The 23,015-nt window shown below is 42.1% G+C and carries 18 protein-coding genes; 11 read left to right on the top strand and 7 right to left on the bottom strand.

The window, feature by feature from the left end; all coding sequences use genetic code 11:
* Positions 1-31 precede the first annotated feature (31 nt).
* From DEO27_RS12675 to DEO27_RS12660, 4 genes are all read left to right on the top strand, one after another.
* Positions 32-2,617 carry a hypothetical protein gene (locus DEO27_RS12675; RefSeq protein WP_223818236.1) on the top strand — a complete coding sequence of 862 codons (2,586 nt, stop codon included), beginning with the start codon at positions 32-34 and terminating at the stop codon, positions 2,615-2,617.
* 449 nt (positions 2,618-3,066) lie between these two features.
* On the top strand, positions 3,067-3,717 hold the full coding sequence (gene rpe, locus DEO27_RS12670) for a ribulose-phosphate 3-epimerase (RefSeq protein ID WP_112565538.1): 651 nt from the start codon (positions 3,067-3,069) through the stop codon (positions 3,715-3,717).
* A gap of 201 nt (positions 3,718-3,918) precedes the next feature.
* Positions 3,919-4,986, top strand: coding sequence for a 3-phosphoserine/phosphohydroxythreonine transaminase (serC, locus tag DEO27_RS12665; RefSeq protein WP_112565543.1), 1,068 nt, complete (start codon positions 3,919-3,921; stop codon positions 4,984-4,986).
* A gap of 81 nt (positions 4,987-5,067) precedes the next feature.
* Positions 5,068-6,021 carry a D-2-hydroxyacid dehydrogenase gene (locus tag DEO27_RS12660; RefSeq protein ID WP_190295396.1) on the top strand — a complete coding sequence of 318 codons (954 nt, stop codon included), beginning with the start codon at positions 5,068-5,070 and terminating at the stop codon, positions 6,019-6,021.
* 74 nt (positions 6,022-6,095) lie between these two features.
* Here DEO27_RS12660 and DEO27_RS12655 read toward each other — a convergent pair whose 3' ends face one another.
* From DEO27_RS12655 to DEO27_RS12635, 5 genes are all read right to left on the bottom strand, one after another.
* Positions 6,096-6,842 (bottom strand): hypothetical protein, encoded by a 747-nt coding sequence (locus DEO27_RS12655; RefSeq protein WP_112565547.1) that lies wholly within the window; start codon positions 6,840-6,842, stop codon positions 6,096-6,098.
* An 89-nt stretch (positions 6,843-6,931) separates the two neighbouring features.
* Positions 6,932-8,332 (bottom strand): MBL fold metallo-hydrolase, encoded by a 1,401-nt coding sequence (locus tag DEO27_RS12650; RefSeq protein WP_112565550.1) that lies wholly within the window; start codon positions 8,330-8,332, stop codon positions 6,932-6,934.
* 165 nt (positions 8,333-8,497) lie between these two features.
* Positions 8,498-10,330, bottom strand: coding sequence for an ABC transporter ATP-binding protein (locus DEO27_RS12645; RefSeq protein ID WP_112565553.1), 1,833 nt, complete (start codon positions 10,328-10,330; stop codon positions 8,498-8,500).
* Between the two features lie 29 nt (positions 10,331-10,359).
* Positions 10,360-10,887: a hypothetical protein gene (locus tag DEO27_RS12640; RefSeq protein WP_112565558.1), complete on the bottom strand. Its 528-nt coding sequence runs from the start codon at positions 10,885-10,887 to the stop codon at positions 10,360-10,362.
* Between the two features lie 15 nt (positions 10,888-10,902).
* Positions 10,903-11,679 (bottom strand): S-adenosyl-l-methionine hydroxide adenosyltransferase family protein, encoded by a 777-nt coding sequence (locus tag DEO27_RS12635; RefSeq protein WP_112565561.1) that lies wholly within the window; start codon positions 11,677-11,679, stop codon positions 10,903-10,905.
* Positions 11,680-11,781: 102 nt separating this feature from the next.
* Between DEO27_RS12635 and DEO27_RS12630 the strand changes: the two genes are divergently transcribed.
* From DEO27_RS12630 to DEO27_RS12615, 4 genes are all read left to right on the top strand, one after another.
* On the top strand, positions 11,782-12,747 hold the full coding sequence (locus DEO27_RS12630) for a PhoH family protein (RefSeq protein ID WP_112565564.1): 966 nt from the start codon (positions 11,782-11,784) through the stop codon (positions 12,745-12,747).
* Between the two features lie 92 nt (positions 12,748-12,839).
* Positions 12,840-13,784 (top strand): phosphoribosylaminoimidazolesuccinocarboxamide synthase, encoded by a 945-nt coding sequence (locus DEO27_RS12625; RefSeq protein ID WP_112566887.1) that lies wholly within the window; start codon positions 12,840-12,842, stop codon positions 13,782-13,784.
* Positions 13,785-13,834: 50 nt separating this feature from the next.
* Entirely contained in the window at positions 13,835-14,212 is a 378-nt protein-coding gene (locus DEO27_RS12620) for an STAS domain-containing protein (protein ID WP_090527130.1), read from the top strand.
* Between the two features lie 22 nt (positions 14,213-14,234).
* Complete coding sequence (locus DEO27_RS12615; RefSeq protein ID WP_112565567.1) at positions 14,235-15,149, top strand: ribonuclease Z; 915 nt, start codon at positions 14,235-14,237, stop codon at positions 15,147-15,149.
* Positions 15,150-15,193: 44 nt separating this feature from the next.
* On the opposite strand, the gene DEO27_RS12610 is transcribed toward DEO27_RS12615, so the two are convergent.
* A complete protein-coding gene (locus DEO27_RS12610; RefSeq protein WP_112565570.1) occupies positions 15,194-16,138 on the bottom strand; it encodes an MlaD family protein in 945 nt (314 codons plus the stop codon).
* 111 nt (positions 16,139-16,249) lie between these two features.
* On the bottom strand, positions 16,250-17,182 hold the full coding sequence (locus tag DEO27_RS12605) for an N-acetylmuramoyl-L-alanine amidase (RefSeq protein WP_112565573.1): 933 nt from the start codon (positions 17,180-17,182) through the stop codon (positions 16,250-16,252).
* A gap of 52 nt (positions 17,183-17,234) precedes the next feature.
* Here DEO27_RS12605 and DEO27_RS12600 point away from each other — a divergent pair, with 52 nt between their 5' ends.
* Genes DEO27_RS12600 through DEO27_RS12590 form a run of 3 tightly spaced genes read left to right on the top strand, consistent with a single transcriptional unit; the run spans position 17,235 to position 22,834 of the window.
* A complete protein-coding gene (locus DEO27_RS12600; RefSeq protein WP_112565576.1) occupies positions 17,235-19,973 on the top strand; it encodes a putative LPS assembly protein LptD in 2,739 nt (912 codons plus the stop codon).
* Positions 19,974-19,980: 7 nt separating this feature from the next.
* Positions 19,981-21,228 carry a competence/damage-inducible protein A gene (locus DEO27_RS12595; protein WP_112565579.1) on the top strand — a complete coding sequence of 416 codons (1,248 nt, stop codon included), beginning with the start codon at positions 19,981-19,983 and terminating at the stop codon, positions 21,226-21,228.
* Between the two features lie 43 nt (positions 21,229-21,271).
* On the top strand, positions 21,272-22,834 hold the full coding sequence (locus tag DEO27_RS12590) for a dihydrolipoamide acetyltransferase family protein (RefSeq protein ID WP_112565582.1): 1,563 nt from the start codon (positions 21,272-21,274) through the stop codon (positions 22,832-22,834).
* Positions 22,835-23,015: the final 181 nt, after the last annotated feature.

Here is a 23,015-nt window from a genome sequence, read left to right as displayed (position 1 = left end):
TATTCTACTGTTGCATCACTTACAAAACCACATGAGCGGCACAAAACTGTTCAAAGCTTTATCCTTTTTTTTAACGGCGGGCTTAGGCTTAGCTGGTCACATTTCTTACGCTCAAACAAGTACAGATAGCGTCAAACTGGCTATCGAGCCGTCATATAATAATGTAAGCGGGACTCATCAATTTTTTCTTGGCGATAATTACCGCAAACTCTGGGCTGCTCCGGTCACTTTTCCTGTATTTCATCTAACTGCCGAAAAAGGTGGACTGAAGATATTGCAACGTGGCGGAGGTAAGCAAACCAAATCATTACGTCTTCAGGATCCAACCGGCCAGCAATGGGTGTTACGAACCATCCAAAAATATCCTGAAAAAGGGTTGCCTGTTGATTTAAGACCTACCGTAGCTAAAGATATCCTGCAAGACCAGGTATCGGCTGCGCATCCGTTTTCTGCACTTTCGGTTCCGCCACTGGCCGAAGCTTTGGGGGTACCGCATTCCAATCCTAAAATTGTTTACGTTCCGGATGATCCTGCTTTTGGCGAATATCAAAAGGATTTTGCCAACCAGGTATTTTTGTTTGAAGAGCGTGAGCCGCTTGATGCCGATAAAACCGATAACACCGAAAAGGTACAGCGCAAGCTGCAGGATGATAACGATAACCGCGTTGATCAAAAGACCGTGCTTCGTGCCCGACTGCTGGATATGCTTTTGGGTGATTGGGACAGGCATGAAGACCAATGGCGCTGGGAAAAGATAGATGGTAAGCACGAAACCGTTTATGAACCCGTTCCGCGCGATCGTGACCAGGTTTATTACAAAACTTCGGGTGTTTTACCCTGGATAGTAGCGCACCAGTGGCTCAAATCAAAATTTCAGGGCTATAGCGATGAGATCAGGGACATCAACGGATGGAACTTTAATGCCCGCTACTTTGACCGCTATTTCCTGAACCAATTGAGCGAAGACGACTGGAAACAACAGATAGCCTACGTGCAAAGCAAACTTACTAATGACCTGATCAAAAAAGCAGTGCGTTTAATGCCTGATACCATTTATCAGCTTTCGGGCCCGGAGATTATCCGTAAAATGATAGCGAGGCGTAATATCCTTCAAAAACAGGCGCTTGAGTATTATAAGTTCATTTCTAAATATGTAGATGTTCCGGCGAGCGATAAAACGGATAAGTTTACCGTAGCTCATGAAACCAATGGCGATATTACCCTTACCATAAATAAGATCAAGAAAGATGGTAGCGTTGACAAGGTAACCTACCAGCGCACTTTTAAACCGGATGTTACAAAAGAGGTGAGGATGTATGGTTTTGACGGTGACGATTTTTTCACGGTTACAGGTTCAACACCATCGCCCATTATAGTGCGAATGATAGGAGGGGATGGGATGGATACTTTCGCGGTAGACAGCAGTTTGAATAACAGGGGCAATACCTACATTTATGACCGTTCAGATCAAAAAAATGTACTGCCTCCTTCATCCCTGGCAAAGAACCGGACATCGAGAGATACTACTGTAAATAGCTATGATAAAACCAGTTTCAAATTTGACAGGTTTGAGCCTATCATCCTGGCCAATTACAGTAATGATGTTGGTGTGTTGCTGATAGGTGGTTTTTCGTACGAGCGGCATGGCTTTAGGAAAGAACCATATGCTTTCCGCGAAGAGTTTTTGACCAATTACTCGTTGGAGCGTAAATCATTTTTATTTACCTACATGGCCGACTGGAAAAAAGCTATAGGTGAAAATGATCTGAAGATAAACCTGCTATCTCGCGGGCCACATAACCTGAGCAATTTCTTTGGCATTGGCAACAATACTGTTTTTGAAAATAAAGACGACAGGAAGATCTCGTACTATCGTAATCGCTATGATTATGTTACGGGAGATGTTTCCCTGCACCGCGATTTTGGAACATTACATGTCAGCGCTGGTATTGCCGGTCAGTTTTATAACAGCAAAGCTTCAAACAATACCGAAAGATTTTTAAACGGTTATAATGCCGCGTTCCCGGATGAGCAAGTATTTGGTACCAAGGTTTACGGAGGCCTAACAGCTAATGCAACGGTGGATACACGTAACAAACTCATTATTCCAACACAAGGCATTTTATGGACAACTACCGTAAGCGGTTTTAGCGGTGGCGGCTCGGGCAGTCATAATACTTATGGACAGGTGTTATCCGAGTTTAGCTTTTATTTGAACCCCGACAGGGATTCGGTATTGGTGATTGCCAACCGTACAGGCGTAGGAACCACGGTAGGCAACGCGGCCTATTTTCAGCAATTAAAATTGGGTGGTTTCCAAAATTTCAGAGGATTTCATACCAACCGCTTTACCGGGCGTACAATGGCCTATAACAACCTCGAGTTGCGATTAAAAGTGCTTGATTTCACATCTTACCTGTTACCCGGTTCGTTTGGGCTGATAGGCTTTAACGATGTAGGCAGGGTGTGGGTTCCTGGCGAATCATCAGACAGGTGGCATGATGGCTATGGTGGCGGTTTATACATCATCCCTGCCCAGCTGGTGTTAATTGAGGCGGTCATGGGCTTTTCGAAAGAAGGATCGCTGCCTTATGTTTCTATTGGATTTAGGTTTTAAGGAAGATAAATTGCCGCGGGTTTAACGCAGTGTAACCCGCGGTTGAGCATGTTAAAAGCTTCCAGCTTTAGCACCCAAAACGGCCGTTCAAGTGTCCTCGTTTGAATGATTTTTTGGGAGGCGCTTCCGCTTGAGCCCGCGAAGCGTTTGTCATCCTGAGCGATAGCGAAGGATCTTCTTCTATAGGCAAGCCGCTATACAGAGCGAAGAAGATGCTTCGTTCCTCAGCATGACAAACGTTTGTAAATATATGATGGATAACTTGTTTCAGCATCCCACGCGACAGGCGATTTGATTGGCAGACAGCTTATCAAATGAGATCTGAAGCAAGTTCGGGATGACGGCCTGATTAATAACCGCTAAAACATATGTTCCATTTTTTTACATTTATATCATAAAATAATTACCCTTTACCGGCGGGCAGGTAATCGGGTTTTATATATTTGCATATGAATCACCTCATAGCCCCATCTATCTTAGCGGCCGATTTTGCCAACCTGCAACGCGATATCGAAATGATCAATAACAGCGAAGCCGACTGGATCCACGTTGATGTTATGGATGGCATGTTTGTTCCTAATATCTCTTTTGGTTTCCCGGTGATAAGTGCTGTAAAAAAGCACGCTACCAAACCGCTTGACGTACACCTGATGATTGTTGAGCCCGACCGTTACCTGAAAGCATTTAAAGATGCCGGAGCAGATAGCATCACCGTTCACCAGGAAGCTTGCCCTCATTTACACCGTACCATTCAGGCTATTAAGCAATTAGGTTGTAAGGCTGCAGTTGCCATTAACCCGGCCACTCCGGTATTTATGCTGGAAGATATTGTTGCCGATTTGGATATGGTTTTGATCATGTCGGTTAATCCCGGTTTTGGCGGACAACACTTTGTTGAGAATACTTATAAAAAGATAAAAGAGCTCAGGACACTAAGTACCGAAAAAAATCCCGGTCTGTTAATTGAGATTGACGGTGGGGTAGACGCTAACAATGTAACAAAACTGATAGATGCAGGAGCAAATGTGTTTGTTGCAGGTACTTCGGTATTCTCGTCGGCCGACCAGCTGGCCGCGATATCAAAACTTAAACATCCTTAATTTATTATAATGGCAATAATTACTACCAGCCCTGTAGGGTTAGTTTAATTATTTGCAATCAAAGGGCCTTTTGTTGATTAATTGTATATTTTTTCAAAAAATGTAAATAATGTCTATATATTTTGTCAAATTAATTAACTTCGGCCCAACAAAATACAAACTTCCTAATAGTGTATTTAGAACCTACAATTCGTTAATTTTATGAAACATAATTTTGGTGCCGGACCTGGCATTCTACCACACGAAGTTTTAAAGCAAGCTTCAGAAGCAGTTATTGATTTTAATGGTACTGGACTCTCTTTGCTTGAAATTTCGCACCGATCAAAAGAGTTTGAGGCTGTTTTAGATGAAGCTGTAAGCCTGGTAAAAGAATTATTCAACGTTCCTGAAGGTTATTCGGTATTGTTTCTGCAAGGCGGCGCGAGCACTCAGTTTGCTTTGGCTCCTTACAATTTGCTGCCAGAAGGCGGTAAAGCTGCTTATGTTGAAACCGGCGTTTGGGCAAACAAAGCTTTAAAAGAAGCTAAATATTTTGGCGAAGTGCAGGTTGTTGCTTCATCAAAAGAGGCTAACTTTACTTACATCCCTAAGGATTTTGAAATCCCGGCCGATGCTGCTTATATCCACATTACTTCTAATAATACCATTTACGGTACACAGTTACAGGAGTTCTTTAAATCGCCTGTTCCGGTGGTTTGCGATATGTCATCAGATATTTTCAGCCGTGTGGTTAACGTTGCCGATTTTGGTTTGATCTACGCCGGCGCTCAGAAAAACATGGGCCCTGCAGGTGTTACTTTGGTTATTGTTAAGGACGATCTGCTTGGTAAAACCGGTCGTAAGATCCCTGCAATGTTCAACTACCAAACTCAAATTGAAGGTGGTTCAATGTACAACACTCCACCGGTATTTGCTATCTACGTATCTATGCTTACCCTTAAATGGTTAAAGGCAAAAGGTGGCGTTCCTGCTATTGAGCAGGAAAACATTACCAAAGCACGTGTATTGTATGAGGAAATTGACCGCAACCCATTGTTCAAAGCAGTGGCTGCCGTTGAAGACCGCTCAAAAATGAACGTTTGCTTTGTAATGGAAAACCCTGAGTTGGAAAAACCATTCCTGAAACTTGCCGAAGAACGCGGTATAGTTGGCATCAAAGGCCATAGGAGTGTAGGTGGTTTCCGTGCTTCAATTTACAACGCGTTGCCAATAAGCAGCATCTACGTGCTGATTGACGCAATGCAGGAATTTGCTGAAAAGAATAAATAATTTATTTCATTAAATCATTGAGTCATTATGTCGTTTTTATGGCAATGACTCAATGACCTGATGACCCAATGATATAATAAAATGATCAAAATATTAGCTAACGACGGTATCGACCCAATAGGAAAAAAAATGCTGGAAGATGCCGGCTTTTTTGTAGATACCAACAATATTCCACAGGATGAGCTTCCTGAAAAATTGAAAAACTATGATGCTATTACCGTACGTAGCGCAACTAAAGTACGTAAAGCATTAATCGACGCTACCCCCAACCTGAAACTGATTGGTCGCGGTGGTGTAGGTGTTGATAATATTGATGTTGATTACGCTAAAGAAAAAGGTATTGGCGTGTACAATACCCCGGCTTCATCTTCATTATCAGTAGCTGAGCTTGTATTTGCGAGCTTATTTGGCGCTGTGCGCTTTTTACCTGATAGCAACCGTAAAATGCCGGTAGAAGGTGGTACTAAATTTAACGATCTGAAAAAAGCTTATGCCAAAGGCGTTGAGCTTCGCGGTAAAACTTTAGGTATTGTAGGCTTTGGCCGTATTGGTAGGGAAGTAGCTAAAATAGCTATCGGTGTTGGTATGGATGTGCTGGCTTATGATCTTTTTGATTTCAATCCTGAATTGGATCTCGTTTTAGGTGGTGGTACTACTGTTAAAGTAGCTGTTAAAAAATCCACCCTTGATGAGATCATCGCTACAGCGGATTTCATCACCCTGCATACCCCATTCATCGACAAAGCCCTTTTTGGTGCCGAAGAATTGGCTAAAACTAAAAAAGGTGTTGGCCTGGTAAATATTTCACGCGGTGGCTTGATCGACGAGCTTGCCCTGGTTGACGCTTTAAACAGCGGTCAGGTTTCATTTGCTGCACTTGACGTGTTCGACAATGAGCCAACTCCTCGCACAGAGATCTTAACTCATCCAAAAATTTCCCTGACACCGCATATTGGTGCTGCCACCAACGAGGCTCAGGAAAGAATTGGTGTTGAGCTTGCAAGCTTAATCATTGAGCACTTTAAAAAAGCTTAATTAGCTGATAAATACTAAATAGAAACGGCACCGATTTAACATCGGTGCCGTTTCTATTTTAGATAGATTCTGATCTACCTAATGTTAGGGAAGGGAAAACGATATGATACTGAAAATAATCGTCCGTTAACCCGTACAGCTTGTTTGTCTTTCAATGAGCTAATGAACTTTGTAAGCTTATCGAGATCTTTTCTATCGATATAGACGCTATACAGGTCTGTATTTCTTTGAACGGTATGCTGATCTCTTAAATCGGGCCATCCGAGAGGCCAATTTAACGGGCGCTCGGCAGAGTAGCTATAGCTCGTTAAAATTACTTCTATGCTGTCGGGTAGCCACTCTTTGGCTTTGCTATCTTTAAAATTGATAAGTTTGTCGAATACCTTTAGAAATGGTGAGGGCGTTTTTTGTCTTGCTTCACTTTTTTCATAACGAAGACTCCCATATACTTCTATTCGCTTAGGATGACCTAAATTCAACGTTAATTTACTTGAAGGATGATCTGTTGCGCGCGTGCCTGCGATGTACGAAGGAAGTATCCGAAGGCTATCCGTAACACCGAGCATTTGTAGTGTCTCGTTTATTTTATTTGATGGAACTTTAGTTTGAAAGTACTTTATTTTGCCTGCGATGGTCTTTTTATACAAAATCTGACCATTTTTATAAAGTACAAAACTCGGTACGTCTGATCCAATGACCATCATCCACGGATTAGTTTCGATAAGTGCGAGGACCGGATATCCGTATTCTGATTTGTAGTTTTGACTAAATGCAGATGGCGTTAATAAAACAAATAAAGCAAACAGAATCGTTTTTTTCATGAGTGTTTTTTAATGAAGATGCCAAATAAGCAACATTTCCATAACCATAACTAAAAACTTCTGTTCCAGTAAACGAATTGAAATAGAGGCTAAATAATGTACGAAATACCCTTTTCAGGCATAGTCACCCCATAGCCTTCTTTTTCCAGGTCATTGGCTAATAACTGCATACTTTCCCCTTCACCGTGTACAAGGAATACATGTTTTAATCTATCCTTACCAATAGCGTTTACAGTGCTCATAAGATCATCATGATCGCCGTGGGCACTAAGTACGTCTGTTTGCTTGATAGTGGCATAAACGGCAAGTTCGCGGTCTTTGATGTGCACAATCGAATCGCCACGCAGCAGGCGGTGTCCTAAAGTTCCCTTGGCGCAATAGCCTATGAATAGGATGGTGGCGTAATAATTCTGGATGTTGTAAAACAAATGGTCCTGTATACGTCCGCCTTCAAGCATTCCTGCAGATGATATGATGATACAGGGCTCCCAATAATTAGAGATCTGCCGGCTATCCTTTAAGGTCTCTACATAAGTGAGATTATCAAATTCAAACTCGTCACCGCGTTTCTGGTAAAATTCCTGGGCTTCCTGGTTAACGTGGCTATGGTACTTCCTGAAAACTTCAGTGGCCTGCGTGGCCATCGGACTATCCACAAAAACTTTAACAGGGGGCAGCAATCCCATACTAAAGATCTTATTTAAAGTATATACCAATGATTGCGTACGCCCGATACTAAACGCAGGGATAATTAAACGCCCCTGTTCTTTAATACAGGCCTTTTCAATAACCTCTATCAGGGTTTGTTCAACGGTTTTGTCTTTACTGTGATAGCGGCCACCGTAGGTAGCTTCTGATACCAGGAAATCTACCGGGGGCAGGGGCTGAGGATCGTTTAATACAGGGTAATTTTTCCTGCCGATGTCGCCGGTAAAGGCAATTGATTTTTCTTCGCCTTTGTCGTTTATTTTAAATACTGCTGCCGCAGCACCTAACAGGTGACCAACGGGTACAAAAGTTAATTCGATATCGCCGGTGATACGGAAAGGTTTGTTGAAGCCTATGGTAACAAAACGCTCAACTGTATCCATTACGTGTTTTTGCAAATACAGCGGTTGTACATGACCGCTGTGTTTGCCTCTGCCACGCTTGTGGTGTTTGTTCCTTTCTCCGGCTTTTCGCATAAACAGGTTTACGGAATCAAGCAGGAGCAGCTCAGTTAAATCGGCAGTAGGAGAGGTGCAAAGTATCTGCCCGTCAAAGCCCAAACGGATCAGGGTGGGCAGGTTTCCTGAATGATCGATATGGGCATGGGTAAGCACAACCACATCAATGGTTTCGGGGTTAAAGGGAAAGTTTTCGTTGGATATTACACTGCGGTCCTTTTCATAATCCAGCCCGCAATCCACCAAAATTTTATATTGGCCAACCTCAAGCAAATGCATGCTTCCGGTAACCTGACGGGCCGCCCCGTGTATAGTTAGTTTCATTTTTTATAAGTGATACGCATCCCCGGGGCGGTATCTATAATTATATTACGTTATAAGTAATCTTTAATTTGTGAATATAGCAGTTTACACTCGTTTTACTGCGAGTGTAAACGGAATAATCGGCTATAAGTTCTGACATATGCCGAATTAATCTGAGCAAGCTAATCAGGCCTGGCTGCTTTCGAACTGAAGCTGACTTAGGTAACGATACAGTCCCTGTTCGTTGCTAATAAGTTCAGCGTGGCTGCCGCTTTCAATAATGTTACCTTTTTCAAGTACTACTATTTTATCGGCTTCGCGAATGGTTGATAAACGATGAGCTATAATGATGGAAGTCCGGTTCTTCATCAGCTCTTCCAACGCTTCCTGTACCAGGCGTTCCGATTCGGAGTCTAACGATGAAGTAGCCTCATCAAGTATCAGTATGGATGGGTTTTTAAGCAATGCCCTGGCAATTGCAATACGCTGCCGCTGACCGCCGGATAGCTTTACGCCACGCTCGCCAACAACGGTTTCATAACCTTCGGGGAATGATGAAATAAATTGGTGTGCATTGGCTCGTTTAGCTGCTTGTATGATATCTTCTTTTGTGGCATTTAAACGGCCATAAGCAATGTTTTCCATAATAGTACCGCCAAACAACAATACATCCTGCGGAACAATAGCTACCTGGTTACGGATATCAGTTAAGGAATAATTATCGGCAGATTTGCCATCAAACAAAATGTTGCCGCTTTGCGGATGATAAAACTGCAGAATCAATGAAGCCATGGTTGATTTTCCCGAACCACTTGGGCCAACAATGGCTACACGCTGTCCGGCATCGGCACTAAATGAAATTCCTTTTAATACGGTTATTTCCGGGCGGGATGGGTAAGCAAATACCACATCGTTAAATGCCACGTCGCCTTTTATGGTTTGTTTGACAGCATTATTGCTTTCAACCATTGAAATGTCTTCACCTTGCTCGCCAAGTATTTCCAATACACGTTCGCTGGCTCCCACAGCTTTTTGCAGATTGGCATATAAGTCGGGGAAGCTACCCATGGCAGCACCAACAAATATCGAATACATGATAAAAGTGGTTAAATCACCAACATAAATTTCATGGTTGGCAACCAACACCGAGCCATACCAGATAACACCAACAAAGGTTCCGAATAGGCAAAATACAATAAATGAAGCAAATGTGCCCCTAAATTTAGCGCCACGAACGGCAATGTTCACCACCTGGCGTAATATTTTATCGTAACGATTAGCTTCATAAGCTTCGTTAACAAAAGCTTTTACATTAGCAATGCCTTGAAGGGTTTCTTCAACTATGGTATTTGATTCGGCTAATTTATCCTGGGCTTCGCGTGATAGCTTACGGATAAAGCGCCCGAAGAATACTGCAAATGCAACAAGGAAAGGTAAAATAGCCAACAGCGCAAGTGTAAGTTTGATAGATACGATTGCTAATAGCGTAGTACTGCCTACCATGATCACCAACTGACGGATCATTTCGGCAAAAGTAGTAGTAAGGGTATCCTGAATCTGGGATAGATCGGCAGAAATGCGGCTGTTCAGTTCACCAACTCGGCGGTTGGCGAAAAAGTTCATGGGCAAGGTAATAAGTTTGAAGTAAGTATCGCGCCTGATATCGGCCAATGATTTTTCGGCTACCTGTACAAACCAAACCACCCTGAAAAACGATACGAATGCCTGGGCAAACAAAATAATGAAACCCATTATGGCTATGGCATTTAATCCGTGCGGCAGATATTTGTATTTATATATGCCTTGTGCCGCATCAATTAACGCGCCCAAAATTGCAGGGAATGCCAGACCTACAAGGCTGGACAGGAACAGGAATACTAATCCTGCAATAAATTTCAAGCGGTAAGGTTTCAGGTAAGTGAGCAATTTTGCTACATTGCGCAGGCTGCTCCGGTTTATTTTTGCTTTAGGTAATTCTGCTTCTGCCTTGCTGCCACTATTCAGTCGTCCTCTTGCCATGTATACGTTTTCGTGTTTAAGCCGCGAATTTACGCTTTAACACGGGTTTTTCGGAACATGAGTAACAAAATTGACGCACCCATGAAAAGTATCACTATCACAAATATGGTTTGGCGGGTACTAAGGCGCTGTTCTGATGCTGTTAACTGTTGTTTGAGCTTGCTGTTTTGTTGCTGTAAATGAGCAATAACTTTAAGATAATCAGAGTTAGCACTCTCGGTTTCGTGACTATGACTCTGGATTTGTTTTTGCAGAAAATCGCGGTACTCAAGCAGGATTTTAAGCTCTTTAAAAATGGCATCGTCCGTTTTGGCAATATCCATTAAAATGCCTGCCGACCGGCGAATGTCATCTTTGGTTTGAAAGCCAAAAATGCCCGTATGCTGCCCGAGACTTTGCTCATACTGCCCAAATTTTTGCTTACGGGCAGCCAGCATGTTGTTTATTTTCTGACGCTGTAACTGGTAGGCCACCGAGTCGGAATTAACGGCACTTTGGGCAAATAACGTAGCAGTCCCAATTAGCAGAAATGCAACAAGCAACGCGATTTTCTTCATTTTATTAATCAGGGATTATTGAAATTCTATGATCACCTTATCGTTAAGGTTAAGGCCCAACAAACCACTTGCATTACCTTTATTGATAGCTATTTCAAGGTGGTCGCTAATGCCGAACAAGCAAAGTTTTTCGCCAACGGGCACCTCGTTGTAGTGCCAGCTTAAATGGTTTATGGTTTCGTTACGTTTAAAGTTGAGTACAAAACGTCTGCCTTGCTGCACGTTGTTAAAAAACTCTTTGGTGATATTGGTTATCACATTCTGAAATGAATCGATATAGATCACTACGCCTTTGATCAGGTTTTTTTCGATAACAGGCTGCAAATTCATTTTGTTTTCGATATCATTTACAGGCAAACCTATTTCATCAAGCTTGCCGCCCTTGGCCAAATGGCAGGCCGTTTTTACAAAAACATCTGCCAGCGGAAAATGCAGAAATTTAAGGTCCTGCATAATGTTGATCTCTACAATCTCTTCCGGTGCCTCATCAAACATTAGCGAAAAAATGCCATTATCTGCTCCTACAAAATAGTGTTTTTTATAGCGGATGGCGAGATACTTTGTATGGTCGTTATAAACAGTATCAATACCAATAAGGTGCACGGTATCTTCCGGAAAGTAGTGGAAACTGTTTTTAAGTATAAAAGCAGCCTGCTGTACGTTAAATGCGGCTACGTTGTTGGTAATATCAACAATATTTACTGTAGGCAACAATTTGTAGATACTGCCTTTTAACGCAGCCTGGTAAATATCTTTATCGCCTAAATCAGTAGTTAATGTTATAATTGCCATTAATTTTATAAATATTTATTGCTAATCTTGTAGTAGCATTTGAAGCTACAAATATTCAATTTTTAATTCATAAAAATCTGTAACTAAAAAATCAAATTAGTATTGAACGAGCTTAAGCTATCAATTGAAAACGTAAACCCTGCAGTATTGTGGGGCCCGAATAATGATCATTTTGAGATCATTAAGAAGCAATACCCCAAGCTTAAAATAGTTGCCAGAGGCAGTGAAGTAAAAGTTTTGGGCGATGATAATGAATTGAATATTTTTCAGGAAAAATTCACTCACCTGATAAATCATGTTGAGAAATTTGAAAATCTCAATATAACCGACCTCGAGCGGATCCTGGGTTCAAAGGCCAGTAACAACGCCGCAAATGCTGAACCGGCTGTTGCCGATAAGTTTGCAAGCGGCGAAGTGATTGTGTTTGGTCCTAACGGCATTATGGTTAGGGCGCGTACTACCAATCAGCGTCGTATGGTTGATAGTATCAACAAGAGCGATATCCTGTTTGCCATTGGCCCTGCCGGTACCGGTAAAACCTATACCGCTGTTGCTTTGGCGGTAAGGGCGTTAAAGAACAAAGAAATTAAACGTATCATATTAACCCGGCCGGCGGTTGAAGCAGGGGAGAACCTTGGTTTTTTACCGGGCGACCTTAAAGAAAAGATCGACCCTTACCTGAGGCCTTTGTATGACGCGCTTGACGATATGATCCCGGCCGAGAAACTTAAGGTTTACCTGGAGAACCGTACTATCGAAATTGCTCCGCTGGCATTTATGCGTGGTCGTACCCTTGATAACTGTTTTGTTATTTTGGACGAAGCCCAGAATGCTACCGATATGCAGCTGAAAATGTTCCTGACCCGTATGGGGCCATCAGCCAAATTCATAGTAACCGGCGACGTAACCCAGATAGATTTACCTAAAAAACAACAGTCGGGCTTACATACCGCTTTAAGGATCCTGACCGATATTAAAGGCATCGAAATAGTATACCTGAGCGGTGAGGACGTGGTAAGGCACAAATTAGTAAAACGAATATTAGAAGCCTACGGGGATATACAGTAATTAGCGATTAGTTTATAGTTCATGGTTGATAGTTCATAGTAAAAATGCAAATCAGCTATGAACTTTCAACTATCAACCATGAACTAAAAACAATGAACTCAATAAAAGAAACACATTTTAACTTTCCGGGACAGACTGCTTTTTACAAGGGGAAAGTACGCGATGTTTACACTATAGATAATAAATACCTGGCCATGGTTGTTAGTGACCGTATTTCGGCCTTTGATGTTGTATTGCCTGAAGCTATTCCTTACAAAGGGCAGGTGCTTAACCAGATTGCCGCCCGTTTTTTGGAGGCTACAAAAGATATTGTTCCAAACTGGGTTATTTCAGTTCCGGATCCGAGCGTTACTATTGGTCGCATTTGTGAGCCGTTTAAGGTGGAGATGGTGATCCGCGGTTACCTTGCCGGCCATGCCGCGCGTGAGTATGCAGCAGGCAGGCACCATGTATGCGGTGTGGCTTTGCCCGAAGGTTTAAAAGAAAACGATATCCTGCCCGAGCCAATCATTACGCCAACTACAAAGGCATCGGTAGGGCACGATGAAGATATTTCACGCGAGGAAATCCTGGCAAGAGGTATCGTATCTGAAGAAGATTATGTGAAACTTGAAGCTTATACCCAGGCGCTGTTTAAACGCGGCACCGAAATTGCAGCTAAACAAGGTTTAATATTGGTTGATACTAAATATGAATTTGGTAAGGTTGATGGTCAGATCTATCTGATTGACGAGATCCACACACCTGATTCATCAAGATATTTTTATAAAGAAGGATACGAAGAACGCCAGCAAAAAGGTGAACCGCAAAAACAGCTTTCGAAAGAGTTTGTACGCAGATGGCTTATCGAAAATGGTTTCCAGGGTAAAGACGAACAGGTGGTACCGGTTATGACCGAGGAGATTGTTAATTCGATATCTGAGCGTTACATTGAGCTTTATGAAAAGATTATTGGCGAAGCATTTGTTAAACCTGCCGAAGGCAGTGTACTAACCCGTGTTGAAACAGCAATTAATAACGCCTTGAGTGTTATGTAATTTTAAAATATCCATAAAATATTTATCTTAGCTTATTAAATTTAATAAGAATGAAATTTACTGTAGATAAACACGAGAAATATATATTATTGAAGCTTAATGAATCAAAATTAAATTCAATAGTAACTCCTCAGTTAAAATCTGAATTGATACTGATCAATACCGAAGGTCAGCGCAACATCATTCTTGACTTGTCGCAAGTTAAATATGCCGATTCATCAGGTTTAAGCAGTTTACTGGTTGGTCATCGCTTGTGTAAAAATGCTACAGGTTCCTTCATTCTGGCTGGATTAAATGATGCGGTTGCACGTTTAATAACCATATCACAATTGGATAATGTATTAACCATTGTACCAACTGCCGAAGAAGGTGTCGATCTTATTTTTATGGAAGAGATTGAAAAAGAGTTAAAAAAGGAAGCAAGATAAACCATTTGATTGTTTACCTATTATGAAATTTGAGGTAACAATACTTGGAAGCAGCTCCGCAACTCCCATCTTTAACAGAAATCCCACTTCACAGGTGCTCAATATCAATGAGCGCCTGTATTTAATAGACTGCGGCGAAGGCACGCAGCAACAAATGCTCCGCTTTGATGTCAAAGCCAGTCGCATTGATCACATTTTCATCAGTCATCTTCACGGCGATCATTATTTAGGCCTGGTAGGCTTATTGTCATCCATGCACCTCAACGGGCGTAAAAAGGGGCTTAAGCTGGTTTGCCCCGAACCATTGAAGGAGATCATTGATCTGCAGTTAAGATATTCAGATACCGAGCTTCAATTCCCTGTTGAATATGTTTTTACTAACGCGCAGCAAAGGGAAGTAGTGGTCAGCAATAATGACGTTACTATTGAAACCATACCGCTTGATCATCGTATTGCCTGCACCGGTTTTTTATTCAGGGAGAAGAAACGACTTCGCAAACTGATCAAAGAGAAAATTGAAAACCTTGATATCTCCGTAGCCTATTACTCGATATTAAAAAAAGGCGGTGATTATACTGATGAGAAGGGGAATGTCTACAAAAATGAAGATTTAACTATCGATTCGGCGGAGCCAAAAACGTATGCTTACTGCTCCGATACGATGTATAATGAAAACTACTTAGCCCAAATTGCCAACGCAACGCTGCTATATCATGAGGCTACCTTTTTAAATGATATGCTTGATAGGGCTGTTATAACCCATCATACTACAGCATTACAGGCAGGAGAGATAGCCTTAAAAACCAATGCTAAGAAACTGCTTATCGGTCATTTTTCGGCCCGTTATAAAACCCTGAACGAGTTACTGGACGAGGCTAAAATAAATTTCCCCTCAACTGAACTTGCAATTGAGGGGAAAACCTTTTTTATAGAATAGTTTTTAAAGCTTTATGCTTTATGCATTCAGCTTCATGCTCTTCTTTAGTCTTTTTTACCACCGAATACTGAGAAGCTTACGTAGCGTTTTGGATGCGCTTTCAAATCAATAAACAGGTTATTGAGGTTATTTGATGCATCGGTAAGGTTTTTGTACATCTTATCGTCGTTAAGCAATAAACCCAATGAACCCTGACCGGCGTTGATCTTGGCGATTGTTGCCTGTAAATCGGCCATGGCTTTGTTGGCGTTATCAAGCGTTTGTTTCAGGTTGGCTGCAGCTACATCATTACTTACTTTTTCAAAGTTAGCGGTCATGCCGTTAAGGTGTGCAGTGCTTGTTTTTAAATTGCCTGATACTACCTCAGCATTGGTTAAAATGGCATCGATATGGCCGCTTTGTGCACCAACAAGATGATCGATCTTTTTTGTAGTTCCTTCAAGCGTTTGCAAAGAGTTGGCGATGCTCATGAAGCTGCGATCGATGTTTTTCTGAAAGTTAGGGTTCAGGATCTTGTTTACCGCTGTTAAAGATGAATCGAGCTTGGTGATCAACAACTCTGCCTTTTTTTGTATTGGTTGCAGGCTTTCTGCAAGGCTACCCTGAATATCGGCTTTAAGTGTGTCTTTATCTTCGGCGGGTACATTGCTATTCCCTAACTCAAAAACTATGGCTTTGCTGCCTAACAAATCGGTACTTTCAAGTTTAGCAAGCGTATTTTTAGGTACAACTACATCCGGTTCAATTTTAAATTCAACCACGGTACGCCCGTCAGGCTGAAGTTGCATTTTAGAGATGCGTCCTATCTGGAAGCCGTTTACCAAAACAGGTTTTGAAACGGTAAGGCCTTCAACACTATTATAGATAGCGTAGTATTTATTTGATCCCGAAAAAATATCATTACCGCGTAAATAACTGTAACCTAATATGAGTATAGTAATTGCAATGGCCGTAAGTGCACCAATTTTTGTTTCGTTAGAGATTTTCATTAAGTAGAGTTTATGCGTTAATTGTGTTTAAGGTTATAAACCTGCAAAAAGGTTTATATGTTTTATTATGTACGTTTTATTTACGTAGAAGGTAACAGTTTAGCTTTATAATTATTGCGCAACCTGTTCCATTTCTTTTTTATAGCTTGTTAATGCGCGGATAATTGAGGCCACAATTTCGTTTTGCCCATCTTCCGAGTTGAGGTATTTCTCATCATCCGGGTTGTTGATATAGCCGGTTTCAACCAGTACCGATGGCATTGCGCTGTGACAAAGCACGTAAATACCTTGCTCCCTGATACCCTCACTGCGCCTTCCGTCGGTATCAGTAAACTCGCCATTTATTAAAGTAGCCAGTTTAATACTTTGCTGACGGAATTTCCTTTTGTACTCGTTAGTTAAAATAATGGTCATCGGGTCGTTAGGATCCAATGCGCCGCCATCAAGTTCACTTTCCTCGCCAACCTGATTTTTCTGAATAGCGCTTTCTTCCTCGCGGGTACGGTGCAATCCGTAAACCAAAATCAGCACACCTTTGCCCGAACGGTCGGGTACTCTTACCGTGCGGTAAACGGCTTTATGACGTTTAGTGCCCACTTTTTCGCGAACGGTTCTGTCAGATAATGAGTTACAGTGGAGCGATATAAAAAGCTGTCCCTTGTTTTCGTTTGCTATTTCGGCCCGGCGCTCAAACGAAACATCATCTTCGGTAGTACGGGTCATCACAGCTTTAACGCCGGTCAATTCTTTTTCTATAGCGGCCTGCAATTTAAAGCCAATAGCCAGCGTTACATTCCTTTCTGACGAATATGAGCCCGACGCACCATGCGAATAATGACCTGTAGACGCTGATGGTTTGCCACCATGCCCTGGGTCGATAATAATGGTTTTGATCTTAAAACCGGTGCTGTTAACAACAGTATCCGACTGAGGGGGAACACTATTAGTTAAATTAGAACTGTATGATTTAAAAGGAAAAAATGAAAGGAGAACCAGCAATACCCACAAACTATAAATCAATCTTTTCAATGCCTTATTTTTCATTATTTTTGAACGCTGTTAACTATATCTGCAAAAATACTATTCATAATCAATTTTGAAATTCATAACCTTTTTTTTTCTGCTTGCAATTATATTAATAGTAAACGGCCTTGCTAATGCTGGTACCATTTTAAATGGCAGCCACAACGGCAGACCTTTAAGGGATACTATTATCAAACTTGATTCGCTTCGTGATAAGAAACTTCTTAAAGGTAAAAAATCCGGCTCAATTACGCCACTTAGAAACGGTAAACCGGTAAATTCTTTACCTGGCAATGATACCACAAAGAAAAACAAAAGCGGGATTCAGTCGGAAATAAAAGCAACCGCCGAAGATTCGATCTACTCGGACAGAGAGAACCAGATCAATTACTTTTATGGCAAAGCCCGTGTAACCTACGAGGATTTTGAGCTTGATGCAGATTATATTAGGGTCGACGAAAAAAATCACCTTGTTTTTGCAAGTGGTAGCATAGATCCGCGTACGCACCAATATATCCGCAGGCCTATCATGAAGCAAAAAACGGATAAGCCGGTTGCGTCCGACTCTTTACTATTTAACTATCAAACTAAAAAAGTAAAGATCTACAACCCAGCATCCGAGCAGGAAGGGAACTTTATTTCTGGCGGACAGGCCAAAAAGCTTAATGATGATGAGGTGGCATACCGCAACGTAATTTTCAGTACCTGCGATTTGCCTTATCCCGATACGCATTTTGGTATAGTAATAACCCGTGGTATAGGCGAAAAGAAACGTATCATATCCGGCCCGGCCTACCTTGAAATTGAGGGGATACCATTGCCGCTTGGGATACCTTTCGGCTTTTTCCCAAAGCCGGATACCAGGACATCGGGTGTTATTTTGCCAACCTTTGGCGAGGACAATACGCTCGGCTTTTATCTTAAAGGACTTGGATATTATATCGGTATAAATGATTATTTGGATTTAACCACAACCGGCTCTATTTATTCAAAAGGCTCGTACGAGTTAAGCAGCACTGCCCGTTACTTAAAACGGTATAAGTATACCGGTAACGTAACGTTGAGCTTTGGATCGCACAATTATGGCCTGGAAGGCGATCCGGCTACTAAGGATGCGCATATTTACTGGTCGCACGTGCAGGATGCCAATGCTAACCCTGGTTCAACATTCAGTGCTTCGGTTGATGCGGGTACTTCAGGCTTCTTCAGGAATACGCCATCGGCAACTAATTATAACCCAACCGCGCTTGCCCAAAGTAGTTTGCGTTCAAGTATCGCGTATGGTAAAACCTGGGCCGGTACACCATTTAACTTAAGTATCGGTATTTCGCATAGCCAGGACATAGCGCGTAAAACGGTAAACATCGAGTTGCCTACCATAGCGTTTGGTATGTCGTCAATAAACCCATTCGATTCAAAAGACAGGGTAGGCGAACAAAAGTGGTATCAGAAAATTACAGTCAGCTACAACCTGGTAGGTACCAACAAACTGAACGATATCCCGGAGGCCCAGTTGTTCAAGAGCGAAACCTTATCGAAAAGGTTGCAAAATGGTTTCCAGCATACCATTCCGGTTAGTTTAGGCCTAAACGTGTTTAAGTACTTTCAGTTTAATAACAGCATCAACTATACCGAACGCTGGTATTTTCAAAGCATTAATGAAAGGTTTGAAAGGGGAAGTATTGCCGGATCAAACCAGTTAGTTATTGATACTGTTCCGGGCTTTAAGCGCGCTGGGGAATACAGCATCAGTACCGGCTTATCAACCAAATTATATGCTACCATGAACTTTAAGCATGGTAACCTGAAAGCCATCAGGCACGTGGCTACGCCGTCGATAAGTTTCAGTTATCGCCCCGACTTCAGCGACCCAAGCTTTGGATATTACAAAACCGCTGTAAGTACTGCTACAGTGCCATATCCGTACACTTATCAAAAGTATTCTATTTTCCAAAACGGCGTTTACGGCGGGCCTTCGGCCGGTAAACAGGCGGGTTTGAACTTCTCGGTTGATAACACGATAGAGGCAAAAGTGAAAGCGAAAAGCTCGGATACCTCCGGTACCGACCGTAAGATCACGATTTTGCAGGGTTTATCATTCTCTACCTTTTACAATTTCGCGGCAGATTCAATGAAATTGTCGGATATCTCGTTTTCGGGTCACACGGCAATCTTTAATCAAAAGCTGAGTATTAGCTTTTCGGGAGTATTTAGCCCTTATGTTACCAAGGTTAGCGATTCTATTTCCAATAACACCATCGTAAAAACAAGCCGTTACATAAACAGGTATGCCTGGCAGGATGGTAAATTTCCAACTTTAACAGGTTTGAATATCTCAATGGGCGGTAGCTTAAATTCAACCAAGGCAACCCCGGGTAATGCGGCGCTGAATACCATTGCAACCATGAATACCAGCCAGGCGCAACGATTGGCATTGGTGAATAGCGACCCGAATGCTTATGTGGATTTTAATGTGCCGTGGAATATATCATTGAACTATAGTTTCAGCTATCAAAACTATCTGAATAATAAAAACACAAGTAATACGCTCCAGATCTCGGGCGACGTAAACCTTACGCAAAAGTGGAAGATCCAGTATACTACCACTTATGATATAAAAGCGGCTAAATTTGCCAGCGCTACGTCGTTTTCCATATACCGGGATCTGCATTGCTGGGACATGGCGTTTCAGTGGATTCCGTTTGGGGTATATAAAATGTATAACGTAACTTTAAAGGTGAAAGCATCTATTTTGCAGGATTTGAAGCTGAGCAAGAGAAGCGATTACAATCCCCAATCATCTTTTTATTAATATAAAAATGCTGGCAGAAATAATTACCATCGGCGACGAAATACTTATCGGACAAATTGTTGATACGAATTCGGCCTGGATGGCTACCGAACTTAACAAGATAGGGCTTAGGGTAAAACAGATCTCATCAATAAGCGACGACCGGGAACATATCCTGAAAGCGCTGGCCGAGGCGGCAAGCCGGGCCAATGTGATTTTTATTACCGGAGGCCTTGGTCCTACAAAAGATGATATCACCAAAAAAACATTAGCAGAGTATTTTGACGTTGATCTGGTTGAAAATAAAGAAGCCCTGGTCAATGTAGAACGTATTTTTGCTAAATATAACCGTCCGCTGCTTGAAGTAAACAAACAGCAGGCTCTTGTTCCGGCCAACTGCGAAATAGTGCTTAACGAAAATGGCACAGCTCCGGGTATGTGGTTTAACCATAATGGGGTGATCTATGTGTCGATGCCGGGCGTGCCGTTTGAAATGATGTATATGATGGAAGAACAGGTGCTGCCAAAGCTTAAGGCTACACTTAAATTTCCGACTATTATTCATAAAACATTGCTAACTGTTGGTGAAGGTGAATCATTTTTGGCCGAACGCATAGTGGATATTGAAAACGATTTACCGCCGCATATTAAACTGGCATACCTGCCTAAGTTAGGCCAGGTACGTTTGCGTTTGAGCGCTTTTGGCGAAAACGAAGCCACTTTGCAACAGGAAGTTAATGCGTTTGCCGCGCGCCTTATTGAGCGCATTGGTTTGCCCTTTGTAATTGATCAGGATATAACGCTTGAGAAGGCCTTGCTTGATATCATGGAAGCCAATAACTTCACTTTATCAGTGGCCGAAAGCTGTACCGGTGGTTATCTTTCGCACTTGTTCACCCAGCATCCGGGTTCGTCGCATGTATTTTTAGGCGGAGCCGTATCTTATTCATACGAGTTAAAGGAAAGCATTTTGGGCGTAAAGAACGAAACTTTATGGCAACATGGCGCCGTTAGCGAGGAAACTGTAAAAGAAATGGTAGAGGGTGCACTGTTAAATTTTAAATCGGATTTGGCAATCGCAATAACCGGAGTTGCAGGTCCGGGCGGCGGTACGGAAGACAAACCCGTTGGTACAGTGTGGATTGCAGTTGCGGGAAAAGGGAAGTCATTAATAAAAAAGCATATATTTGGTACTAAACGCCGCCAAAACATTGAGAGGAGTGCTATAGCTGCACTGTCAATGTTGAATACTTTACTTACTGAAATTAAAAAGTAAAGATTTAAATATATAATTTTGGGGTTAAACTATATTCTACTGTATGGCCAAATACCAACTGTTATTGCCAAAAATGGGAGAGAGTGTTGCCGAGGCAACCGTTATCAAATGGATAAAAAATCCGGGTGATAAGGTAAATGCCGATGATGCGGTAATGGAGATCGCTACCGATAAAGTTGACTCTGACGTGCCTTCGCCTGTAGCGGGTAAGTTAGTTGAACAACTTTATAAAGAAAATGATGTGGTGCAGGTTGGGGCGGTTATCGCGATCATTGAAACTGAGGAACCTGAAGCAGCACCTGCAATTGTTCAGCCAGAGTCAGCTCCGGAGGTTAAACCTACCGATGAATCCAAAATAGCAGAATCAACTTATCACGAAACTGTTCAGTTTAAAGAGATTGAGAAAACTCCTGAACCAGAATTAAATGAAATTCAATCCGAAAGCTTAGCGGGTATTCCGGGCCTGGATCAGCTCGGGCAAAAAAGCTCACCTGCTCCGGTATTTAAATCAGAAGGGCGCTTTTATTCGCCACTGGTAAGAAATATTGCTGCCCAGGAAGGTATCAGCATTGATGAACTTGACAGTATTTCCGGAACCGGTTCTGAAGGACGTTTAACTAAAGACGATTTATTGAACTACCTGCAGGCAAAAACTTCGACTGCCGCTCAAAATGGTCAACCTTCGGCGTCGGTTAGTACTCCGCCTGCCGAAGCTGTAAAAGTTGCCGAGCCGGTTAAGGAAGCACAGCCAGTTGCAGAAAAAGTAAATACACCTGTTCAGGATCCGCAGCCGGTACCACAACCAGTTATTCCGGCAAGTCCTGAACCTGTAAAAACGGAAGTGACGAAAACCGTTCCTGTTGAGCAGAAACCAGCTCCGGCTACTTCTATAACAGGTACCGACGAGATCATTGAGATGGACAGGATGCGCCGCTTAATTGCCGACCATATGGTGATGAGCAAGCAAACATCGCCTCACGTTACCTCCTTTGTTGAAGCCGATGTTACCAACCTGGTATTATGGCGCGAAAAAGTAAAAAATAGCTTTGAGAAACGTGAAGGTGAAAAGATAACCTTTACGCCTATATTTATTGAGGCCGTAGTAAAAGCCATCAAGGATTTCCCGATGATCAACGTATCTGTTAATGGTACCCAAATCATCAAGAAAGCAGCAATCAATATCAGCATGGCAACTGCTTTGCCAAGCGGTAACCTGATAGTACCTGTAATTAAAAAGGCCGATGAACTTAACCTGGTTGGCTTAACAAAAGCCGTAAATGACCTGGCAAACCGTGCCCGTATTGGCAAACTACAGCCTGATGATGTAAAGGACGGTACATTTACAATCACCAATGTTGGCTCGTTTGGTAACGTTATGGGTACGCCTATAATTAACCAGCCACAGGTTGCCATTTTAGCTGTTGGCGCTATTAAGAAGAAACCGGCAGTTATTGAAACAAAAGAAGGTGATATGATCGCTATACGTCACATGATGTTCCTTTCGTTATCATATGATCACCGCGTTGTAGATGGTGCCTTAGGAGGCTCCTTTGTAAGGCGTGTGGCTGATTATTTGGAGAAATGGGATAGCAGCAGAGAAGTATAATTCTAAATGATATAAAAACGAAGAACGCCGGGCAAATAGCCCGGCGTTCTTCGTTTTAGGGATTGCCGTTGGGAAATTGAATTTTAAATTTTTACTAATGAAGCATATAAATAGCTTCGGACGTTAAATCACGTTTATCGGGCAAATTCTGTGAAAATTCGTATTAACTTTGCTCTTGAAA

The organism is Mucilaginibacter rubeus, from assembly GCF_003286415.2.
GTDB lineage: Bacteria > Bacteroidota > Bacteroidia > Sphingobacteriales > Sphingobacteriaceae > Mucilaginibacter > Mucilaginibacter rubeus_A.
Note: the sequence above shows the minus strand (reverse complement) of the source record. Positions and strands in the feature narration are given on the sequence as shown.

Excerpts from the sequence above, each read along its gene's own strand:
- DEO27_RS12620 (WP_090527130.1), top strand. The coding sequence starts at position 13,835 with ATGAAATTTACTGTAGATAAACACGAGAAATATATATTATTGAAGCTT.
- DEO27_RS12635 (WP_112565561.1), bottom strand. The coding sequence starts at position 11,679 with ATGGCAATTATAACATTAACTACTGATTTAGGCGATAAAGATATTTAC.
- DEO27_RS12655 (WP_112565547.1), bottom strand. The coding sequence starts at position 6,842 with ATGAAAAAAACGATTCTGTTTGCTTTATTTGTTTTATTAACGCCATCT.
- DEO27_RS12645 (WP_112565553.1), bottom strand. The coding sequence starts at position 10,330 with ATGGCAAGAGGACGACTGAATAGTGGCAGCAAGGCAGAAGCAGAATTA.
- DEO27_RS12640 (WP_112565558.1), bottom strand. The coding sequence starts at position 10,887 with ATGAAGAAAATCGCGTTGCTTGTTGCATTTCTGCTAATTGGGACTGCT.
- DEO27_RS12650 (WP_112565550.1), bottom strand. The coding sequence starts at position 8,332 with ATGAAACTAACTATACACGGGGCGGCCCGTCAGGTTACCGGAAGCATG.
- DEO27_RS12590 (WP_112565582.1), top strand. The coding sequence starts at position 21,272 with ATGGCCAAATACCAACTGTTATTGCCAAAAATGGGAGAGAGTGTTGCC.
- DEO27_RS12605 (WP_112565573.1), bottom strand. The coding sequence starts at position 17,182 with ATGAAAAATAAGGCATTGAAAAGATTGATTTATAGTTTGTGGGTATTG.
- DEO27_RS12625 (WP_112566887.1), top strand. The coding sequence starts at position 12,840 with ATGAACTCAATAAAAGAAACACATTTTAACTTTCCGGGACAGACTGCT.
- DEO27_RS12675 (WP_223818236.1), top strand. The coding sequence starts at position 32 with ATGAGCGGCACAAAACTGTTCAAAGCTTTATCCTTTTTTTTAACGGCG.
- DEO27_RS12595 (WP_112565579.1), top strand. The coding sequence starts at position 19,981 with ATGCTGGCAGAAATAATTACCATCGGCGACGAAATACTTATCGGACAA.
- serC (WP_112565543.1), top strand. The coding sequence starts at position 3,919 with ATGAAACATAATTTTGGTGCCGGACCTGGCATTCTACCACACGAAGTT.
- DEO27_RS12610 (WP_112565570.1), bottom strand. The coding sequence starts at position 16,138 with ATGAAAATCTCTAACGAAACAAAAATTGGTGCACTTACGGCCATTGCA.
- rpe (WP_112565538.1), top strand. The coding sequence starts at position 3,067 with ATGAATCACCTCATAGCCCCATCTATCTTAGCGGCCGATTTTGCCAAC.
- DEO27_RS12660 (WP_190295396.1), top strand. The coding sequence starts at position 5,068 with ATGATCAAAATATTAGCTAACGACGGTATCGACCCAATAGGAAAAAAA.
- DEO27_RS12615 (WP_112565567.1), top strand. The coding sequence starts at position 14,235 with ATGAAATTTGAGGTAACAATACTTGGAAGCAGCTCCGCAACTCCCATC.